Raw genomic sequence first — 19,269 nt, forward strand, 5'->3', positions numbered from 1 at the left:
TTAATTTAAATATAGGAAAGATTATTTCCTCCACGGCGGATTTTTTCTATTCTCACCTGCGCGATACAAAACCAAATAATTGCCATCTGGATCGTACAAGTGCGCTTCTCTCCACAACCAGGATTGATCTATAGGATCATTTTTAAACACTACACCTTGTGTTTTCAAATAAGTAACCTTTTTATCTAGGTCATCACATTCAAAAAAGATTTTAATACCATCGCCTTGTGGCAGTTGATTTACCTTAGAAAGACTAAGTGTAGCATCTCCATGAGGTAGTTCTAACCTAGCGTAGGAGTCATGGGTATGAACTATCAGGTTTAAGCCTAGCGATTCATAAAACGCAATGGATTTAGGGATGTCTAGAACAGGTATGGTGATTTGATTGAGATTCATTAATTATTTGAAATTTCTTTCCACATCACGTTACCAAATGGTTTTAATTCATTACTACCCATTATCTCTTCATAAGTGGTAGTAGGGAAGGACTGTCTAGAAGCACGACCGTTTAACATAATGTCATCTAGGCAACGGGCTAGAAGCGGCTCATTCACATCTCCTAAAATTCCTAAATTTTCAAAATCTTCTTCTTGAGCGATATCTGGCGCAAGACCGTCAAAGTAATCTGTGTTTCCTACAGAGTTTAAACTTTTAAGAATTAACGGTTGCATCGCATATCTGTGTGCAGGGTTTGCACCAGATCTTGCAAAGTTTGCACTATCGTATAAAGTAGTACTTGCCTGAAATTTACCAGCTGTATCATCACCTACTTGAACCACATTTATATAAGGATCTAAGGAGTTAATAACCAGTTCACTTGCACTAGCACTATTACCAGTAGTAATAATATGAACCTGACTTAGGTTTAATGTGTTGAGTGTAGAACCAGCACCAGTTTGATTTCTAAATAGATTGATCAATTGGTCTGGATTACTAGCTTGTAATTGTGCTTGTACATCTGGGTTCCATTCTTCGGTAGAGTAGACGTCTGTTACTGGATTACCTGATATTAAACTACCTAGTATAATAGCGCTATTAACAGAGCCACCACCATTGTATCTTAAATCAAGAACTAGATGCGTCACACCTTGCGCTCTAAAGTCTGCAAAAACACCATTAAGCTCTTCGTCAAATTGAGACAAGAAACTGTTATACATTAAATAACCTACTTTTTGAGTTCCTTGATCGATAACCTGACTTACGAGAATAGGGTTTTCTTGAATAACGGCTTTAGTTAAGGTGATTTCATTACCATTAGAAGTCGTTACTCCAGCACTTAAAGAAGCAAGGCCTATCGTATAAGTGTCTTGAGCTAATAAGGTAGCTGCATTAGTTCTGCTTAAACGTATACCGTTAATAGAGTTAAAGATCATACCACGCTGTACATTTTCTGTTGCAGCACTGGTATTAGGGTGCACATATCTCACATAACCATATACATCTGTGGCGCTACCTGTTTCTCCTACCAGGCCAAATTCCATACCGTTGTTAAGCGTGTTACCAGATAAGATGTTTTCTAAAGCAACGTAGTCACTAAAGATGACACTAAAACGATCTGTTCTAGGTCTATCAAAAACTAGGGATTCAAAAAATGCTTCAGGAGAATCAAACTGATCGTGAAAAGCTTCTAATTCTCCTTGATTTGCAAAACGATCATCAGCAAGTACGTCTACGTCTGCTTTATAAAGGTAAAAAGCATTCATACCTCTATATATAAAATTGTTCACCTCACTTTTACCTGCAAACACGTCATCATTATCTTTGAAACAGCTTGATAGTGTAGTGAATGCCACTAGAGCGAGTAATGTGTATTTAATAGACTTCTTCATGTTCTATGCTTTATTTGAATCAAAAATAGGGAAAAGGCGTCACAAAATAGTGTCAATATAATGATAGCTTATATTATCAGAGCAGATAATAAGGTTTTCTATTTTATAAGAAGCTGAAAAAAAAATACCATAACCTTGTAACAATTAAAAAGCAGTCTCGTCATGAGAGTATAACCAACCCAATGAACCAGAAAACATTTGTAAATACCTTTAGGGACGTACAGCAAAAAATGTACTTTCTTTCTAAACGTCTACTTACCTCACATGAAGAGGCGGCAGACGCGGTGCAAGAAGTCATGGTGCGACTCTGGGAAAAGCGTTTTAAACTAGAAGAGGTTAAGAATAAAGAAGCCTATGCCATGCAAATGGTAAAGAATTATTCTCTAGACCGATTAAAAAGTAAACAAGCTAGTCATTTAAAAATAGTACATACTAACTATGATAATGAAGAACGCAACGTAGAAGAAGAACTAGAAAGAATAGGAAAAGTAAAACTGGTACAAAAAGTGATTAATGAACTACCAGAACAGTATAAAATGATTATCCAGTTAAGAGATATACAGCGATATGATTTTGAAGCGATAGAAAAAATTATGGACATGAAGGCTACAGCGGTAAGAGTAGGGCTGAGCAGAGCAAGAAAAATGCTTAAGGAAAGAATAGAAGAACAATACAAAACAGAAATCGCATGAACGATTTATTAGAAAAATACTGGAACGGCGAGACTACACTGGTAGAAGAGCAAAAACTTAGAACCTATTTCAGTTCTGAGAACGTATCTCCAGAGCATGAAGTGTACCGCAGTGTGTTCAACACTTTTGAGTTAGAACAAGTAATGGAAGAAGGAGATTTTGATGCTTTTGCAAAAGTGAAAGAAAAACAATCTCAAGATAATAAATTCCAGAAAAAGACGTGGAAAGGACTCGCTATAGCAGCAGGATTTGCTTTACTGATGACAGTAGGAACCGGCTATTATAACAACCAGTCACAACCGCAACCTGACTTGGGGACTTATGAAACACCAGAAGAAGCTAGAGAAGCAGCATTAAATATGTTAGAACTAGTAAGTGCAAAATTTAATAAAGGGCGCAATAATATGGCACCTATAAATACACTGGATAATAAAACGACTTCAGTTTTTAATCTTAAATAATAATAATAGAAATCTCAATCACAATTTAATAAAAGTCAACATGAAAAAATTAATCTTAACCCTAGTACTTGCAGTAATGACAACACCATTATTTGCTCAAGATGCCTTTGAAAAAATGGGTAATCTTAAAAATATATCTGAAACAGTAGTTACTAAAGATGCCTTTGAACTCCTAGCCGAAATAGACATGGACATAGAAGATGACGGTATAAAAGCTGGTAAAGGTCTTCTAGATAGTTTAAAAGACGCTCGTTTCTATTCTACTTCTAATGCAGACAGTGCTACAAAAATGATATCCATTGCTAATTCTTACATTTCTAGTAATGGACTTGTAAAATTAATGAGCGTTAAAGAAGATGATCAACTGTTCTCTTTTCACGTTAAGAAAGGCTCTAGCTCTAAGAAAGTAAAAGTACTTGTAATGGTAATAGACGAGACTATGAATGCAGGTAATCCAGAGGCTCTTGTAATGAAAATTACAGGAGATATCGATCTTGCACAAATCTCTAAGATTACAAAAATGATTAACGTACCTGGACAGAAACAAATAGAAGACGCTACCAAAGAATAGTAGCGTCTTTTAAAAACCTATAACTAACCCCATTAAACACTAACTATGAACAAGATTATTTTAAAAGTCGTATTTTTAAGTATAGCTATTATGGCTGCACTTACTTCATGCGATGCAGACCCAACATTACAAAGCTATATAGTAGACAGCGGTGATAAAGAAGGATTTATCAGTACCTCTATACCTAAAACTATTTTAGGAATCGATGATAATCAACTATCTCCAGACTCTCAAAAAGCATTTAGATCCATTAAAAAAGTAAATGTTTTAATGTACGCTAAAACAGACGAGAACACGGCGACATTTGAAAAAGAAAGTAAGCAGTTGAGCGATATTCTTGATAATGAAAATTATAAGTTATTGATGACGTATAATAGCAATGGAATGAAAGTGAAGTCTCTATATGAAGGAGATAAAGATTCTATTGATGAAATTATCATTTTTGGTACATCAGACCAAATGGGTATGGGCGTTGCTCGTATTCTAGGTGATAAAATGAATCTTTCTAGTGTAATGAAGATGATGAAAGAATTAGAAAAAGCAGACATTAATCCTGCTGGTATGAAGAGTATTCTAGGCGGTTTAGGTATCGATACAGATCATAATGGAGATGTAAATGAAGATGCAGTAAAAGCGATACTAGAATCTAATGGTATAGACACTTCAGATATAGATTTAGAAAACGAGTAAATAGTATCATTACATATTATAAAAATCTGCATCATCTCGATGCAGATTTTTTTATGCTCAGCTCCTTCATTTAATCATATAAAAATGAATCGCAAAGAGTTATATTTGCACGCTTTCGCGAAAGCGGAACAATAACAAATAACATTACACATGAAAGCTGGAATCGTAGGACTACCTAATGTAGGTAAATCAACTCTTTTTAACTGTTTATCAAATGCAAAAGCACAAAGTGCAAACTTTCCTTTTTGTACTATAGAACCCAACGTAGGAGTGGTAAATGTACCAGATCCTCGTCTTAAGAAATTAGAAGAACTGGTTAATCCAGAGCGCGTGATACCTGCTACTGTAGAGATAGTAGATATTGCAGGTCTTGTAAAAGGTGCAAGTAAAGGAGAAGGACTGGGAAATCAATTTCTAGGTAATATACGTGAGACAGACGCTATTATTCATGTATTGCGTTGTTTTGATAACGATAACATCGTACACGTAGATGGTAATGTAGATCCTATACGTGATAAGGAAACTATCGATATAGAACTGCAATTAAAAGATCTAGAAGCGGTTGATAAAAAGCTGGAAAAAGTAAAAAGAGCTTCTAGAACTGGTAATAAAGAAGCCATAAAAGAAGAAGAGACTCTATTAAAGCTTAAGGATGCTCTAGAAGCTGGTACTTCTGTACGTGCGGTAGAGTTAAGTGATGAGATAAAAGAAGAGTTTGTAAAACCACTTCAGTTAATTACAGATAAGCCTGTAATGTACCTTTGTAACGTAGATGACGAGTCTGCAGTATCAGGAAATAAATATGTAGATCTAGTAAGAGATGCTGTAAAAGATGAAAATGCAGAGGTTCTTGTCCTTGCGGTAGGAACAGAAGCTGATATTACAGAATTAGAAGACTATGATGAGCGTAAAGAATTTCTTGCAGACATGGGACTAGAAGAGCCAGGTAGTGCAAAATTAATACGCAGTGCTTACCAATTATTAAATCAGCAAACGTACTTTACTGCTGGTGTGAAAGAAGTAAGAGCATGGACAGTGAATATAGGTTCTACAGCGCCACAAGCTGCTGGTGTGATCCATACTGACTTTGAAAAAGGATTTATTCGTGCTGAGGTAATCAAGTACGATACTTATGCAGAATTTGGCTCTGAATCTAAAGTAAAAGAAGCTGGTAAATTAAAAGTAGAAGGTAAGGAATATATTGTACAAGATGGTGATATCATGCACTTCTTGTTTAATGTATAGAAGCCGCGCATCGCATGCGCTTTGCCTATAAGGCATGTGGGATGAGGTTTTTTGCTCTCTCGCGTTGCTCACTCGTAATTATAAAAAAAAAAGCTCCTTTTTCAATATGAAAAAGGAGCTTTTTTTGTTTCTCCGTGGATAGAATTATTTCTCCCCTAGGGAAGTAAAAAGACAAATAAGAAGGTTAATACATTCCAGAGCAGATTTTTTATATTCTATCGTGATATGACTCGTATTAAAAATCTCACTATTTACAAGAATCTTAATTTTAGAACTTAAAATGCTAAATGGTTTTAAACCGCATACTTCCTCTTCCTCAACCACATAAATACAAAACCAAAACCTGCAACAAGTAATAAAGGCATTACAACGTTTATGAATTGCCATTTAAACTTTTCATCTATTATCTTTTCAGTGTTTAGAAATGGTACGTTTATGTTCTTATTACGCAATTTGATCAATCCTGTATCATCTAGTAGATAGTTAATAGTATTCATCAAGAACTCTTTATTACCGTACAACTGTCCTGTTCTCATATCATAACCTAGTTCTTGTGCCTGACCACGATCTACTTGGTTTTTCATAATATCACCATCGGCTATAAGAACTATGGCGGCGTCTTTTCCTTGATCTAGATTGCCTTTTAAATTAATAGGTTTTACACGGTTTTTATAGGCGCTGGTAAAAGAACCTTCAGCTAGAACGGCCAGTGGAAGGTTAGATCTATTGTAGGTTTCTGGATTTATGTCTTGACCTATTTCGTTTAAAGAAACTACAGCAGGTAAGGTCATTACTTGTGTGTGGTCAGAAGTGCTTAATAGAATAGTCTTTTTAATTCCGTTTTTTAAAGTATCTATTGTTCCTGCGTATTCAAATTTTACATCTTCTAGATTCTTGGTAATAAATTGTGCTGTAGCGCTTGTATCAAGAGATGTTTTTGAAATAGGGTAGTACGGCCATGCATAAGCTTCATACTGTGTATTTCTACCTTGTCCAGAGGCTAGAGCAATAGGACCATGATTCATATCTTTTACCAGACCATTATTAAGACGCAGGCCATATTTAAAAAGCATATCGTCTAGATTTAATTTTCTAGGTAATGGATAGGCTTTTGCCTCTTCATTAGAGAGACTATCATTTTCCATTACAATAGGGTCTGCTGCGAGAAGTAATTTACCACCTTGCATTAAATACTGATCTAAAATATATTTTTTAGTCTCACTAAAGGCAACGGTAGGCTTAGGATCTACAACGAGATCAAATTTATTCAATGATTCTAGAACCTGCTGTGGTTGTATAGAATCACTAGTAGTAACAAATTCTATCCCAAAAGGCGCAGCACGATAATATTCTTGCACACCTTGTATAAAATCACGAATTTTTAAATCTGATAACGTACCGCTGTCTCTTAAGAAGGCAACGGTTTTGGTCTTTTCTTGTGACGCTTTGCGTAAACCATCGGCAAATTGATATTCCAGTTGCTGTATGCTAGAATTAACACGTTCTTCCGTACTGGCACGAGCCACAGTTTTTAATAACGGTACAGCAGTTGTTTTTCCATCATATAAAACCAGTGCGTATGGAAATACAGTAACGTTTGTGCTTTTACCACCTTCTTGTATAGTGGCTACAGCACCTTTTACACCACTTTTTGCGAGCTGTGCTGTAATTTGATATGCCTCTTGTTGTGATGTGTTTTCAATAGGATTTATAAAATCATATTTCAGATTAGGATGTATCGCAGCCATTTCTTCTAGAAACTGTCCAGTTTCAAGTTTCAGTTTGCGGAATTCTCCTGGCAGCTCACCATCTAGAAATACGTCTATTATTATAGGTTTATAAGCCTGTTCTAAAATCTTTTCCGTCTCTTTACTTACTGTATAACGACTGTCTTTAGTTAGGTCAAAACGTTTATAAATAGATCGTGATGCTACGTTCACAACGATTAACGCTATTAAGATCACGATAAAGCTGGTATAGGTTTTTTTCATGATTAACGTTTTGAGAAGATTGATTTTAGTGAAATTTCGCTTAAAGCGAAAAACAAAACAGCAACACTCACAAAGTAAATCACGTCACGAGTATCGATAACACCTCTGGCCATACTCTCATAATGATATTTAAGACCTAGAGAGGCCAGAAAATCACTGTCAGATAAATAACTAGACAGTCCATCAAAACCAAAATAAAGAATAAAACAAAGCACCGCAGCAAGTAAAAATGCCACGATCTGGTTAGATGTAACGGTGGAACTAAAGATACCTATAGCCGTGTAACTAGTGGCTAATAATATAGCACCTAGGTAACTACCTAGTGTACTGCCGTAATCTAGATTATTAGTGATTTCTCCTAATTGGCCGACGCTGAAAACATAAATGAGCGTAGGAATCAAAGCGATAATTATCAAGAACAAAGCAGCCAGATATTTACCGCCTATAAGACCTCGAGTAGAAATAGGTCTGGTGGTAAGCATTTCTAAAGTTCCTAGATTGCGTTCTATGGTAAAACTGCGCATTGTAATGGCAGGAATTAAAAACATGAATAGCCAGGGAATGATAAGAAAGAAAGGAGCAAGGTCTGCAAATCCATAATCTAAAAGATTATACTCTCCTTTAAAGACAAAAACAAAGAGACTAGTTATTAATAAAAATATACCTATCACTAAATAACCAGTCAGGCTAGAGAAAAATCCTGTGAGTTCTTTGAGGAAAATTGCTTTCATAAAAGACTGTGAATTTTTACAACAGAGTTGGCTTGTGGTTTTTCATCAAACATGGCTTTAGTCTGTGGCCATACTTCTTCAAATAACGTACTTTTTCTATATTTATTTAGCGCCTCTTCATTTTCCCAATAACTATAGGTGTAAAAGCGTTGTGCATCATCTTTATCCTGATATAATTCTAGAAAACTACATCCAGGCTGATTTCTTATTTGTTCTTTATATGCGTCAAACATATTTTGAAATTCACCTACTGCAGTTTGTTTAAAATGCATGTTTACTATACGTACTATCATTATTCTATAAAAGTTATTATTACAGGAGCATTAATTTGTAGACCGAATAAGGTACTAGCACTGCCCACCGTAAGCGGATTTGATTTATATGTAGCCAGTTCTAAATAACCAGCACTGTTAAAAATAACGAGACCTTTACCATCTACATCTCGTTTCTTCTGCTCGTCGTCAAAGTTAACGATATCACTATACTTTTTAAAGATCTTATTAAAGTGCTCATTTCTAGCAGATATCTCAAACTTGCGACCTTTTCCTACCTCATTAAAAATATCTTCTGTAATGTTAGAGACAGAATTTCCATAATTATCAATATAAATAACCTGACCATGGATCACGTTTTTATTCTCTGATATTTTAGGAGTCACTCCAGATAATGCTCTTATTCTAGAAATAGGTTTTCCTATAACCTCAAGGGTACCACCACGTGCTATGTGACATGCAGTACTTACAAAAGCGTTTAACGTCGTAAAATTAGAAGAGATGCGATCATGTATATTAATCTCTACTAGTTTTTCAGGATGTAGCTTATTCATGATTAATGCCAGTACACCGTTATCTGCACATATAAAATAATGTCCGTTAAGCAAGACGGCTATATGTATATTTTCTACCGTATGCTCTGCATCTACACCTATAATATGTATCGTACCATCAGGAAAAGAATGGTAAGCATTTTTTATGATGTATGCGGCTTCAGCAATATTAAAAGGCGACACTTCATGAGAAATGTCGACTATATTCACGTTTTCTATCTCTTTATAAATAGCACCTTTTACCGCACCCACATAAGGGTCTTTCCAGCCAAAATCGGTCGTAAGGGTTATTATAGGCATAAAGAATGTAAATGTTGTTAATTAAATTATGGTTAAAAAATAGGCGAGATACCTATTTAACGATCGATTTTTTACTACTTTCAAGCTGTCTATCATCGATAAACAAAATTATAAAATTAAACACGTAATTACTTATATAATTTACTGCTTTTGAACGAACTTATCATTGACCTGTCAGAATCTAATCCAGGAGAATTTTTTGGAGTAAAAAATAAAAATCTTGCTTTCCTAAAATCTCATTTCCCAAAACTTAAAATAGTCGCTCGTGGCAGTACTATGAAGGTTTTTGGAGATGAGGAGCAGTTAGAAGAATTTGATAAACGCATACAGATGCTGCTTGCGCATTTTGCTAAGTACAATAAAATGGACGAGAACGTCATCGAGCGTCTTCTTACTACCGATAGTAATGATGCAGACCTAAGTAAGAACCATGACGACATCTTAGTCCATGGTAATTCTGGTATGTTAATACGTCCCAAAACACCTAACCAACGCAGGCTAGTAGCACTTGCAAAGAAAAACGATATGGTTTTTGCCGTAGGTCCAGCAGGAACCGGTAAAACCTATATAGGAGTGGCACTGGCAGTAAAAGCACTCAAAGAAAAACGTGTAAAACGTATCGTTATCACACGTCCAGCAGTAGAAGCCGGAGAAAATCTAGGTTTTCTACCTGGCGATCTTAAGGAAAAACTAGATCCATACATGCAGCCTATTTATGACGCACTGCGAGACATGATTCCTGCAGAGCGACTTGCTACCTACATAGAAAAAGGGACGATTCAAATCGCACCTCTTGCTTTCATGAGAGGTAGAACGCTAGATAATGCCTATGTGATTCTAGACGAATCTCAAAATACCACTCATGCCCAAATGAAAATGTTCTTAACTCGTATGGGTAAAGACGCAAAATTCTTCATTACCGGCGATCCAGGACAGATAGACTTACCTAGGCGTGTAACTTCAGGACTTAAAGAAGCGCTTCTTGTCCTTAAAGATATCAGCGGTATCGGTATGATGTACTTAGACGACAGCGATGTAGTACGTCACAGGCTCGTTAGAAAAGTGGTTTCTGCTTATAAAAATATTGAGAATAGTAATTAAGCTCTATTTTATTTATTTTTAATTTATTAGGTAGTTTGAAATGTAGTGAATGAAATTGTTGTTGTTCTCGCTTTTGCGAAAGCGAAACTATTAAAAAACGCCATTGCTCATATCTAGTAGATAACTTGATTAAAAAAATAGAGATACGTACTCTAAAATCAAACTAATTGTAGAAATTTGCTTAAGACAAAAAATCTAATCATGGCAACCAAAACAGCTGCAACCATTACCGATACTAATTTCAACTTTCCTAACCAGAAAAGTGTTTACAAAGGAAAAGTAAGAGAAGTTTACAATATTAATGACGAGTTGTTAGTAATGATAGCGAGTGATCGATTGAGCGCATTTGATGTAGTGATGCCTAAGGGAATACCTTTTAAAGGACAAATCTTAAATCAAATTGCTACTCAAATGATGGCAGCTACAGAAGATATAGTCCCTAACTGGTTAATCGCTACTCCAGACCCTAATGTAGCTATAGGACATCTTTGTGAGCCGTTTAAAGTAGAAATGGTGATACGTGGTTATATGTCTGGTCATGCAGCAAGAGAATATAAAGCAGGTAAAAGATTGCTTTGTGGTGTAGCCATGCCAGAAGGTATGAAGGAAAACGATAAATTTCCTACGCCTATCATCACACCAGCTACTAAGGCAGAGATGGGTGATCATGACGAAGATATTTCTAGAGAAGATATTATTTCTAAAAACATAGTCTCTCTAGCAGATTATGAAGTGCTAGAACAATATACCAAAGCCTTATTTGAACGCGGTACAGAACTAGCGGCACAAAGAGGTTTAATTCTAGTAGATACTAAATATGAATTTGGTAAAACTAAAGATGGTAAAATAGTCTTGATAGACGAGATTCACACACCAGATTCTTCAAGATATTTCTATGCAGACGGTTATCAAGAACGTCAGGAAAAAGGAGAAGCTCAAAAACAATTAAGTAAAGAATTTGTGCGTCAGTGGTTAATTTCTAACAACTTTCAAGGACTAGAAGGTCAGACAGTACCAGAAATGAGCGATGAATACATAGAATCTGTAAGTGAACGTTATATTGAACTTTACGAGAATATAACAGGACAAAGTTTTGAAAAAGCAAATACAACAGACATTATGACTCGTATAGAGAATAATGTAGTGGAGTGGATGAAAAACAATTAATAATTATTTCTATACTTTTTAATTGATCAAAATAACCTATTTTCCCTTCAGACGAAGGGAAAACAGGTTATTTAGGTTTTACTTGAAACCTAAAAGGGTTTGATGCGATTTTTGAATCGATGATAAAATTGGTACTCTTCATAATTTCCATCACCGCAAAATTTCCATTACCGCAAACCCCTTATTTAATTCGCAAGCAAATTAAATTAAGCACTTGATAAAAGGAGAAATCTATTAAATATACAGCTGTTAATTTATTTAAAATCTATAGTTAAACCCTTCTAAACAATTAGTTTCCAAACCATTTCTCTTTGTATTTTTAAAATAAAAAATGATAACCACCATAAATCCATATACTGGTAAAGAACTTAAAGAATATCAGGAACTTAGTAAAAAAGAGATAAAAGCAAAGTTAGATATTGCTCAATTGGCTTTTGAAGACTGGAAAAATACGAGTTTTGAACATCGTGCTGAGTACATACGTAAGGTAGGTGAGTTACTTAGAACAAATACAGACAGTTATGCTAAGTTAATGACTGACGAGATGGGAAAACCTATCTCGCAATCTCTAGGTGAGTTAGAAAAGTGTGCCTGGTTATGTGATTTCTATGCAGAAAAAGCAGAAGGTTACCTAGCTAAAGAACACGTAGAAACTGAGCATTTTAAATCATATGTAACGTTTGAGCCTATAGGTGTTGTACTCGCTGTAATGCCATGGAATTATCCTTTCTGGCAGGTATTCCGTTTTATTGTGCCTGCATTAATGGCTGGTAACGTGGGTGTTTTAAAGCACGCTAGTAGCGTTATGGGTTGTGCAGAGTTGATAGAAGATATATTTCTAGAAGCTGGTTTTCCAGAAGGTTGTTTTCAAAACTTTGTCATTAAAAGTGACGAGGTAGAAGCGATCATAGAAAGTAAAATTATAAAAGCGGTAACTCTTACAGGTTCAAAACCTGCAGGTGCAGCTGTTGCATCTACTGCAGCAAAAAACATTAAAAAATCGGTATTAGAATTAGGTGGTAATAATGCGCTAGTCGTTTTTAATGATGCAAATATTGATAAAACAGTACAAACTTGTCTAGAAGCTAGATTTCAAAATACAGGACAGAGTTGCATAGCTGGTAAACGTCTATTGCTTCAAGAAGAGATCGCTGACGAGTTTCTGGAAAAGTTTACAGATAAGGTAAAGGAACTAGTTTCTGGAGATCCCAAAGATGACGATACATATATAGGTGTAATGGCTAGAGAAGACCTTGCCGAAGAACTTGAAGATTTGATGAATGCCTCAATTGAAAAAGGAGCAGAGTTACATTATGGAGGCTCTAGAGATAAGGCTTATTTTGCACCTACTATTTTAACAGATGTGACTAGCGATATGCCTGTTTTTAAAGATGAAACCTTTGGACCTCTTATGGCAGTAAGTACTTTTAAAACAGAGGCAGAAGCGATTAAAATGGTAAACAATTCAAAATTTGGTCTAGGAGCAAGTCTCTTTTCTCAAGATTTGAAAAAAATGGAAAACCTAACAACACAAATTAAAGATGGCGCTGTTTTTATCAACCATAAAGTAGCGAGTCATCCAGCATTGCCTTTTGGAGGTACAGGTATTTCAGGTTTCGGTAGAGAGTTGTCTCATTACGGTATTAGAGAGTTTGTAAATATTAAGACCGTGGTAATAGCATAGATTTTTAAGAATTCCGCTTTCGCGAAAGCGAGATAATCATACATATCTCTTCAAAAAAGAGTATAAAAAAGCCTGTCAAAATCAATTGACAGGCTTCTATATTTAAAAGATATTTAGAATTATTTCTTGATAAACTTTTTAGTTACCATTTGCTCACCATCGTTGATTTGAATAAGGTAAACATTAGATTTAAGATCAGCCACATTAATAGACTTTTCATTTACCATACCGGTAGCTACTCGCTGGCCAGTTAGGTTATAAATAGTGTAGGTTACTTTATCACCTGTCGCTGTTGTGAATAATTGAGATCCACTTACAGGGTTAGGGTAGATGTTAATCTCATTACCTGGTATAGACACGATGCTTGCCGTTGCAGTAGTTCTTGCTGTACCACATTCTCCTAGATTAGCCCATGAAGAAGCTTCTCTTTCAAAAAGCACATTTTGATACACCACTTGATCTCCTACAGAGTAGCTGTTTGCACTGTTGTAAGCAGGCACACCATCACACTTATCAGTAGACGCAGCACCACTAGTTATTTTAAGATCATCTACCGCTATATCACCTTGCCATGAGGTACTTGTATTTACAGTAAGTCGTAACTGTAAATCATCACCAGCATAGGCTGCTAGACTAACACTTGCCGTTTTCCATGCCGCACCTTGATCACCAGACTGAGTGAATATAGTAGCATATGATCCACCTGTACTGGCTTCTACTTTTAAAGTACCTACTGCATTACCAGTCATTTGGTATTGAAAAGATAGCGTTGCATTGTTCTGACTAGAAAGATCAAAACAGGGAGAGTCTAAAGAAGCCGTTTTACTGAAGTTAGGATCAGATGCCTCAACATATACATAATAAGAACCTTGTGCTGCTGCACTAGGACCTGTGCTAGAAGATGGAGTACCACCACTACGTAATGACCAGTCTAGAGAATCACTTCCATTTTGAGACCACTGTCCTAGAGTATTTTCAAAACCTTCAGCATAAGGGAAAGAAGAAACGCCATTAACACAACCTGTAGAACTACCGCCACCAGAAGTAGCTACAGTAATACCAAATGTATCCACTGCGATGTCACCTTGCCATGAGCTTGCTGTATCTACTACGAGTCTTACTTGTGCTGTGTTTGCTGATAAACCAGCACTAGCTGTTAACCATGCTGCACCTTGATCACCAGATTTAGTAAATACAGTAGACCATGATGTAGAGCCAGTTGCTCTTGCTTGTAATCTTAAAGTACCAACTGCGTCTCCAGTCATTTGGTATCTAAACGTAGCCGTAGGAGTGGAACCACTAGCAAAATCTAAACATGGAGAGTTTAAGATAGCAGTTTTGTCAAAGTTAGGGTTAGATGCCTCTACAAATACATAGAAAGAACCTTGGTCTGCAGCGCTAGGACCAGTGCTGCTAGATGGTGTCCCGCCAGACTGTCTAGTCCAGTCTAAAGAATCACCACTATCTTGCGTCCAGCCACCTAGAGAGCTTTCAAAACCGTTAGAATATGGAAAACTGTCTATAGTACTGTTACAGCCTGTATCATTACCGCCACCGCCAGATGGAGGTGTACATTTAGTTGATAATGCAAGAGCAGAGTGAAAACCACCATTTAATAAATTAGCTCTCATACGTGCTTTTTGTCCTACGGTGAATAAATTCATACAAGAGTCGTTAGAATAATCCATGTAATTTTGAACCATATCTACAGATCCACAAGAAACATGTCCTGTGTTACAGCCACCATTAGAAGCATCAGATTCTGGTGTGTCGCTTACAAAGTCATCAACACCACAACCACCATCACCCCAAATATGACGCAATCCAAAAAGGTGACCTACTTCATGAGTAGTCGTTCTACCACCATCAAAAGGAGCAGATACAGCACCTGTACGACCGAAGTAGTTATAACCCATTACCACACCATCTGTAGCACGGCTACCACCAGGAAACTGTGCATATCCTAAAATACCAGCCTGACCATTACTATTTAAGGCAGATACTGTCCACATGTTAAGGTATTGTGTAGTGTCCCATGGAGAAACTCCACCTGTTGCAGAATTTTTCATTCTGTTTTGAGTGGTATTCCAAGAAGTTACTGACGAAGCTTTTCTTGTTATACCATTAGTTGCATTTCCATTAGGGTCTACTTGTGCTAGACAGAATTCTATTTGCATATCTGCGGCTTGTGACCAGGTATTATCTGCATCGCTATTAGTTCTTCTAAAATCTTCATTAAGAACATCTATCTGAGACTGTATTTGAGCAACACTTATATTTTGAGTTGAATTTGCATAAAGTACATGAACGACTACAGGGATAGTGATCACACTACCATTTACAGATTTTTGAGTTAGTAGTTGGTTTGCTTTTTGTTGAGTAAATCTCTCTGCGTTTGCTACATTCCTTGCTAGAATGGGATCTTGTGACATGGCAAGAACCAGGTCGTTATGAGTCGAGCATTCTCTTTGTTGAGCAAAACTAATCGCAGTAAAAAGAACTGCTATTAGAAGAACTAATTGAGTAAAATTTTTGTTCATTATAGGGGTTTTTAATTAGTATATATGTTGCCCAATGTAAAACCTTTTGATAATAATGCAATGAATTCATATGTTATGCTGTGAATAGTGTATGTAAAAAGCTTAGTAATTATCAATTTGATATTTAAGCGGCTTGTTGTTTATTAGCCTATTAATTTAGTAGGTTAATAGATTCGTTTTCAGTTTGTTAAATTTATATTAAAGAAAGTATCTAAAACTCTGACTATGAAAAGTGAAGATGAAATTCTACTCCGTAATTAATTTAAATTTTAACTTTATACGAGTGTATTTCGTCGATCTATATTGTTATTTTATCTTATTAGAATGATAAAATGAGATTGTAATATAATGCTAGATGTAGATATTAAAGTTATTGTAATCTCGCTTTCGCGAAAGCGGAAATATTATTAATTACAATGATATTTTTTGCTCTACGTATTTGAGTATAATTAGAGTAGAAAAAATAAGAAGTGATATATAACACATAGGAGTAAGATTTGCCATTTTGGGGCATTGTGCTAAATCGTTAAACTGTAGAAATGATGCTACTGCCGCTATACTAAAAGCAAGTGATGTGAAGATGTAGTAAAATACTGTTTTCTTGCGTGTTAAGTGAGAGATAGCAGGGATCAAAAAGCAGAAAAATATAATAATACAAGCTGGTATTAAAGCTATTTTAGGACAGCCGTTTCCTGTTTTTAATTCTTCTATCACCAGTCCGCCTGCTCCCCATAATCCTATGAGTAGCAGGAGAGTGATAAGGTATGATATGAATGTTTTTAATATCATTTACTAGAATTAATCACACATGTAGGACATTCAGTTCCATTAACAGTGCTTTTTAATTTAATACCATTAAGGTGTGTGACGATAAAATCTTGAATAAATGCATATCTCTCGTTATGATTATTTACATCTATTTGAGAATCTTTATATTTCTCTCTTACTAGGTTCCCGTACTCTTGATCGCCCCAGCAATTGGGACAATAACCGTCTAAAACTTCGTCGTTTTTACTACTTTTTAATATCGATGTTAGATTCATTTTGTCAAGTGTTTTAGTTTAAATCTGATTCTGAGTCTACGTTTAAATCAGTGTCTTTAATATCTTGTACTTTTTCAAGTGCAACATTAACCACTGTATTGATTGCAGGATGGTTAATGGTGTCTATGGTGCCGTCTAGATATTCTATTGTTATTTTTTCTATAAGAGTGTCGTCCTTTAAACCAAAGTGGATTAAAGCAGTTTGATCACTCGCTAAGCCTTCTCCGGTAACGAGCCAGTCTGTTAATTTTCTACCCTTGAGGTATACGGTAACTTTTGCACCTATTTCCTTACCTGTATCAGGAAGGCTTACTTGAACATAGTTGTTTTTATTATTTCCTTTATTAATAAGAGCTTTGGCTTTAACATTAATATTAACCCATATTAAGTCTAGATGTCCATCTTTATTAAAATCACTAACTAAAGGTGTTATCCCATAAGTAGGATTAGTTGCGCCTCCTTTTCTAATACCTGGAGCAAAGGTGTGGTCTTCTTTCTGGATTAAAAGACGACCGTCTAATTTAAAGATTTTACTCATAGGAAAATCTATATAATTTTCGGCAACCATTAGATCTTGTAAACCATCATTATTCATATCGGCAAATGTTGCGCCCCATGAAAATTCATAATCGGCTATTAAAGCTTCTTGGGCAACGTCTTTAAATTTAAAGTCGCCTTGGTTTTCAAATAAAATCCATTTCTCGGTAAATAAAGAAGCATCTTTTATATCTCCTTTTACTATAAAAACAGGAGCGGTACTACCTGTGTTAGAAAACATGAAATCTACTAGGCCATCATTATTATAATCACCTATAGCAAGTCCCATAGGGTACGCAAATCTATTTGTGATAGGGTTATCTATCATGGTATAAGTAAGATCTCCATTATTTTTATAAGTTCTAACTTCTCCAGTATCGTGCACTGCGATTATATCTAGCCAAGAGTCGTTATCGATATCGACTAATGAACCTTGAAAAGTATTGTGTATATAATCTAGTCCAGCTTCTTTAGTGATGCTTTTAAAGGTATTGTCTCCATTATTAAGTAATAACTCACTTGTAGATCCATAAGTGTAGTCTTCAAAAATGGTCTGGCCTTCCATTAATTCTTTGCGTAAATAAGTAGATAAGAATACATCTAAGAAACCATCTTTATTAATATCACCTACAGTTATACCTACCGGAGTAGATTTTTCATTTACTGGAGTGTTTATTATAGTCTCTGTAAAATTACCGTTTGTGTTATAAAAAATTCTCAGTCCATCTTCTCTGCTTATCATTAAATCAGTAAAGCCGTTATTATCAAAGTCTGCGGTAACGGCACCTAGAGTAGTAGTGCTATCTGTTTTTATGGGTAAATTAACTTTAGAGCTTATTTCAATAAACTGTCCATCACGGTAGGTAAATAGAGCATCGTCTTGAGACATACCTCCACCGAAAAACAACTCGTCCACATTATCATTATTGATATCAATAAGAGCCGAAGAAGCTATAGGAAGTGATTTCTCACTATTATGTTTATGGGTGAATTCTAAAGAAACAGATTCAAAAAGAGGGATTTGATCTTCGGCAATTTCTACATCATATTTGTCTGTAGTGGCATCGAGCCAAAATTTTCCGAAAATAAAAATTAAAGCAATAACTATTATTGCGATTATGGATAGGAATATTTTTTTAAACATGGCGATTGTTTTTGTAAAGTTGAATAAGTGAAATGGTAAATAATATGAAATGAGTAACATTCATGAGAATAGGAATGATATGTTGCCCTATACTCGGTAAGGCAAAACCTATTAAAACTAGAGCAATTAGTATGGTAATAGGGTTTAAAATAGCCATCCATTTTTTGTATTGCGTACCACCTTTCAGTATAGTAATAATAAATAGAATGGAAAGAACAGCAATAACTATCCTTAATACCTGAACCAGTACTTCCATGTGAGTAGTATAGTGATCTATGAGATTTTTATAATCTGTAGGGTTGATACTATCCTGTAGATGCACAATATTACCTATTGATGCTCTAGAACCAATCCAAACTCCACCTATGGCAAATGCTATAAAGCCTGTTGCCAAAACCATTTGTGCGAGTAATTTATTACCAGTTTTAAGCATGTAATAAATATGAAAATACCCAGCAAAATATAAGGGTAAACCTATCATCGCTAGGGTATGACCTAAACTTAGATTACTTAAAGGTACGAAAGAGAAAAAATTATAATTTTCTGATTCTCCCATAATTTGTGGAGAGTAATGAAGTAAGTGCTCTCCAGCACCTACAAGTATGGAAGCTAGGATACCTAAAAAGCCTAAGATTTTGGCTGTATTTGTTGTCATTTATTTGAACTTTAAATATAATAGATCCTTAAATAATCTAGTTAATAATCGACAAGAATACG

19 protein-coding genes are annotated in these 19,269 nt (G+C 35.4%); 8 read left to right on the forward strand and 11 right to left on the reverse strand.

Going from position 1 to position 19,269, the window contains the following annotated elements:
- Positions 1 to 21: 21 nt before the first annotated feature.
- Together ABJF08_RS04810 and ABJF08_RS04815 are read right to left on the reverse strand one after the other, a co-directional pair.
- The gene (locus ABJF08_RS04810; protein WP_348114933.1) at positions 22 to 396 is read right to left on the reverse strand and encodes a VOC family protein; all 375 of its coding nucleotides are present in this window, start codon (positions 394 to 396) and stop codon (positions 22 to 24) included.
- On the reverse strand, positions 396 to 1,829 hold the full coding sequence (locus ABJF08_RS04815; protein ID WP_348114934.1) for a S41 family peptidase: 1,434 nt from the start codon (positions 1,827 to 1,829) through the stop codon (positions 396 to 398). Before ABJF08_RS04815 ends, ABJF08_RS04810 begins: the two co-directional genes overlap by 1 nt.
- Before the next feature lie 182 nt (positions 1,830 to 2,011).
- On the opposite strand from ABJF08_RS04815, the gene ABJF08_RS04820 reads away from it, so the two are divergent.
- The 5 genes from ABJF08_RS04820 (at position 2,012) to ychF (ending at position 5,488) form a co-directional block, all read left to right on the forward strand.
- Positions 2,012 to 2,521: a sigma-70 family RNA polymerase sigma factor gene (locus tag ABJF08_RS04820; protein ID WP_104515855.1), complete on the forward strand. Its 510-nt coding sequence runs from the start codon at positions 2,012 to 2,014 to the stop codon at positions 2,519 to 2,521.
- Positions 2,518 to 2,982, forward strand: a complete 465-nt coding sequence (locus ABJF08_RS04825; protein WP_348114935.1) for a hypothetical protein — start codon at positions 2,518 to 2,520, stop codon at positions 2,980 to 2,982. The genes ABJF08_RS04820 and ABJF08_RS04825 overlap by 4 nt, the downstream gene beginning before the upstream one ends.
- 40 nt (positions 2,983 to 3,022) lie before the next feature.
- Positions 3,023 to 3,553 (forward strand): DUF4252 domain-containing protein, encoded by a 531-nt coding sequence (locus ABJF08_RS04830; protein ID WP_348114936.1) that lies wholly within the window; start codon positions 3,023 to 3,025, stop codon positions 3,551 to 3,553.
- Positions 3,554 to 3,598: 45 nt separating this feature from the next.
- A complete protein-coding gene (locus ABJF08_RS04835; RefSeq protein ID WP_348114937.1) occupies positions 3,599 to 4,243 on the forward strand; it encodes a DUF4252 domain-containing protein in 645 nt (214 codons plus the stop codon).
- Positions 4,244 to 4,393: 150 nt separating this feature from the next.
- A complete protein-coding gene (ychF, locus tag ABJF08_RS04840; RefSeq protein ID WP_348114938.1) occupies positions 4,394 to 5,488 on the forward strand; it encodes a redox-regulated ATPase YchF in 1,095 nt (364 codons plus the stop codon).
- Between the two features lie 293 nt (positions 5,489 to 5,781).
- On the opposite strand, the gene gldG is transcribed toward ychF, so the two are convergent.
- Genes gldG through ABJF08_RS04860 form a run of 4 tightly spaced genes read right to left on the reverse strand, consistent with a single transcriptional unit; the run spans position 5,782 to position 9,336 of the window.
- Positions 5,782 to 7,479 (reverse strand): gliding motility-associated ABC transporter substrate-binding protein GldG, encoded by a 1,698-nt coding sequence (gene gldG, locus ABJF08_RS04845; RefSeq protein WP_348114939.1) that lies wholly within the window; start codon positions 7,477 to 7,479, stop codon positions 5,782 to 5,784.
- A gap of 2 nt (positions 7,480 to 7,481) precedes the next feature.
- Positions 7,482 to 8,210, reverse strand: coding sequence for a gliding motility-associated ABC transporter permease subunit GldF (gene gldF / locus ABJF08_RS04850; protein ID WP_348114940.1), 729 nt, complete (start codon positions 8,208 to 8,210; stop codon positions 7,482 to 7,484).
- Complete coding sequence (locus ABJF08_RS04855) at positions 8,207 to 8,503, reverse strand: antibiotic biosynthesis monooxygenase family protein (RefSeq protein WP_348114941.1); 297 nt, start codon at positions 8,501 to 8,503, stop codon at positions 8,207 to 8,209. The genes gldF and ABJF08_RS04855 overlap by 4 nt, the downstream gene beginning before the upstream one ends.
- A complete protein-coding gene (locus tag ABJF08_RS04860; RefSeq protein ID WP_348114942.1) occupies positions 8,503 to 9,336 on the reverse strand; it encodes an SAM-dependent chlorinase/fluorinase in 834 nt (277 codons plus the stop codon). The genes ABJF08_RS04855 and ABJF08_RS04860 overlap by 1 nt, the downstream gene beginning before the upstream one ends.
- Before the next feature lie 150 nt (positions 9,337 to 9,486).
- On the opposite strand from ABJF08_RS04860, the gene ABJF08_RS04865 reads away from it, so the two are divergent.
- From ABJF08_RS04865 to ABJF08_RS04875, 3 genes are all read left to right on the forward strand, one after another.
- Positions 9,487 to 10,437: a PhoH family protein gene (locus ABJF08_RS04865; RefSeq protein WP_348114943.1), complete on the forward strand. Its 951-nt coding sequence runs from the start codon at positions 9,487 to 9,489 to the stop codon at positions 10,435 to 10,437.
- A gap of 201 nt (positions 10,438 to 10,638) precedes the next feature.
- On the forward strand, positions 10,639 to 11,604 hold the full coding sequence (locus tag ABJF08_RS04870) for a phosphoribosylaminoimidazolesuccinocarboxamide synthase (RefSeq protein WP_348114944.1): 966 nt from the start codon (positions 10,639 to 10,641) through the stop codon (positions 11,602 to 11,604).
- A gap of 331 nt (positions 11,605 to 11,935) precedes the next feature.
- A complete protein-coding gene (locus ABJF08_RS04875) occupies positions 11,936 to 13,288 on the forward strand; it encodes an NAD-dependent succinate-semialdehyde dehydrogenase (protein WP_348114945.1) in 1,353 nt (450 codons plus the stop codon).
- Between the two features lie 119 nt (positions 13,289 to 13,407).
- Here the strand turns inward: ABJF08_RS04875 and ABJF08_RS04880 are convergent, their stop codons facing one another.
- The 5 genes from ABJF08_RS04880 to ABJF08_RS04900 form a co-directional block, all read right to left on the reverse strand.
- On the reverse strand, positions 13,408 to 15,828 hold the full coding sequence (locus ABJF08_RS04880) for a M43 family zinc metalloprotease (RefSeq protein ID WP_348114946.1): 2,421 nt from the start codon (positions 15,826 to 15,828) through the stop codon (positions 13,408 to 13,410).
- A gap of 411 nt (positions 15,829 to 16,239) precedes the next feature.
- The gene (locus ABJF08_RS04885) at positions 16,240 to 16,617 is read right to left on the reverse strand and encodes a hypothetical protein (protein WP_348114947.1); all 378 of its coding nucleotides are present in this window, start codon (positions 16,615 to 16,617) and stop codon (positions 16,240 to 16,242) included.
- Positions 16,614 to 16,871 carry a hypothetical protein gene (locus ABJF08_RS04890; RefSeq protein ID WP_348114948.1) on the reverse strand — a complete coding sequence of 86 codons (258 nt, stop codon included), beginning with the start codon at positions 16,869 to 16,871 and terminating at the stop codon, positions 16,614 to 16,616. The genes ABJF08_RS04885 and ABJF08_RS04890 overlap by 4 nt, the downstream gene beginning before the upstream one ends.
- A 13-nt stretch (positions 16,872 to 16,884) precedes the next feature.
- Complete coding sequence (locus ABJF08_RS04895) at positions 16,885 to 18,552, reverse strand: CRTAC1 family protein (protein ID WP_348114949.1); 1,668 nt, start codon at positions 18,550 to 18,552, stop codon at positions 16,885 to 16,887.
- Positions 18,545 to 19,207 (reverse strand): DUF6796 family protein, encoded by a 663-nt coding sequence (locus tag ABJF08_RS04900; RefSeq protein WP_348114950.1) that lies wholly within the window; start codon positions 19,205 to 19,207, stop codon positions 18,545 to 18,547. The genes ABJF08_RS04895 and ABJF08_RS04900 overlap by 8 nt, the downstream gene beginning before the upstream one ends.
- Positions 19,208 to 19,269 lie beyond the last annotated feature (62 nt).

This window comes from Nonlabens sp., from assembly GCF_039941875.1.
Classification (GTDB): Bacteria; Bacteroidota; Bacteroidia; order Flavobacteriales; family Flavobacteriaceae; genus Nonlabens.

What these genes read in the sequence shown, in the direction of transcription:
- ABJF08_RS04860 (WP_348114942.1), bottom strand. Translation starts at nt 9,336, where the DNA reads ATGCCTATAATAACCCTTACGACCGATTTTGGCTGGAAAGACCCTTAT.
- ABJF08_RS04815 (WP_348114934.1), bottom strand. Translation starts at nt 1,829, where the DNA reads ATGAAGAAGTCTATTAAATACACATTACTCGCTCTAGTGGCATTCACT.
- ABJF08_RS04880 (WP_348114946.1), bottom strand. Translation starts at nt 15,828, where the DNA reads ATGAACAAAAATTTTACTCAATTAGTTCTTCTAATAGCAGTTCTTTTT.
- ABJF08_RS04890 (WP_348114948.1), bottom strand. Translation starts at nt 16,871, where the DNA reads ATGAATCTAACATCGATATTAAAAAGTAGTAAAAACGACGAAGTTTTA.
- ABJF08_RS04855 (WP_348114941.1), bottom strand. Translation starts at nt 8,503, where the DNA reads ATGATAGTACGTATAGTAAACATGCATTTTAAACAAACTGCAGTAGGT.
- ABJF08_RS04900 (WP_348114950.1), bottom strand. Translation starts at nt 19,207, where the DNA reads ATGACAACAAATACAGCCAAAATCTTAGGCTTTTTAGGTATCCTAGCT.
- ychF (WP_348114938.1), top strand. Translation starts at nt 4,394, where the DNA reads ATGAAAGCTGGAATCGTAGGACTACCTAATGTAGGTAAATCAACTCTT.
- ABJF08_RS04810 (WP_348114933.1), bottom strand. Translation starts at nt 396, where the DNA reads ATGAATCTCAATCAAATCACCATACCTGTTCTAGACATCCCTAAATCC.
- ABJF08_RS04825 (WP_348114935.1), top strand. Translation starts at nt 2,518, where the DNA reads ATGAACGATTTATTAGAAAAATACTGGAACGGCGAGACTACACTGGTA.
- gldG (WP_348114939.1), bottom strand. Translation starts at nt 7,479, where the DNA reads ATGAAAAAAACCTATACCAGCTTTATCGTGATCTTAATAGCGTTAATC.
- ABJF08_RS04875 (WP_348114945.1), top strand. Translation starts at nt 11,936, where the DNA reads ATGATAACCACCATAAATCCATATACTGGTAAAGAACTTAAAGAATAT.
- ABJF08_RS04895 (WP_348114949.1), bottom strand. Translation starts at nt 18,552, where the DNA reads ATGTTTAAAAAAATATTCCTATCCATAATCGCAATAATAGTTATTGCT.
- gldF (WP_348114940.1), bottom strand. Translation starts at nt 8,210, where the DNA reads ATGAAAGCAATTTTCCTCAAAGAACTCACAGGATTTTTCTCTAGCCTG.
- ABJF08_RS04870 (WP_348114944.1), top strand. Translation starts at nt 10,639, where the DNA reads ATGGCAACCAAAACAGCTGCAACCATTACCGATACTAATTTCAACTTT.
- ABJF08_RS04830 (WP_348114936.1), top strand. Translation starts at nt 3,023, where the DNA reads ATGAAAAAATTAATCTTAACCCTAGTACTTGCAGTAATGACAACACCA.
- ABJF08_RS04835 (WP_348114937.1), top strand. Translation starts at nt 3,599, where the DNA reads ATGAACAAGATTATTTTAAAAGTCGTATTTTTAAGTATAGCTATTATG.
- ABJF08_RS04885 (WP_348114947.1), bottom strand. Translation starts at nt 16,617, where the DNA reads ATGATATTAAAAACATTCATATCATACCTTATCACTCTCCTGCTACTC.
- ABJF08_RS04820 (WP_104515855.1), top strand. Translation starts at nt 2,012, where the DNA reads ATGAACCAGAAAACATTTGTAAATACCTTTAGGGACGTACAGCAAAAA.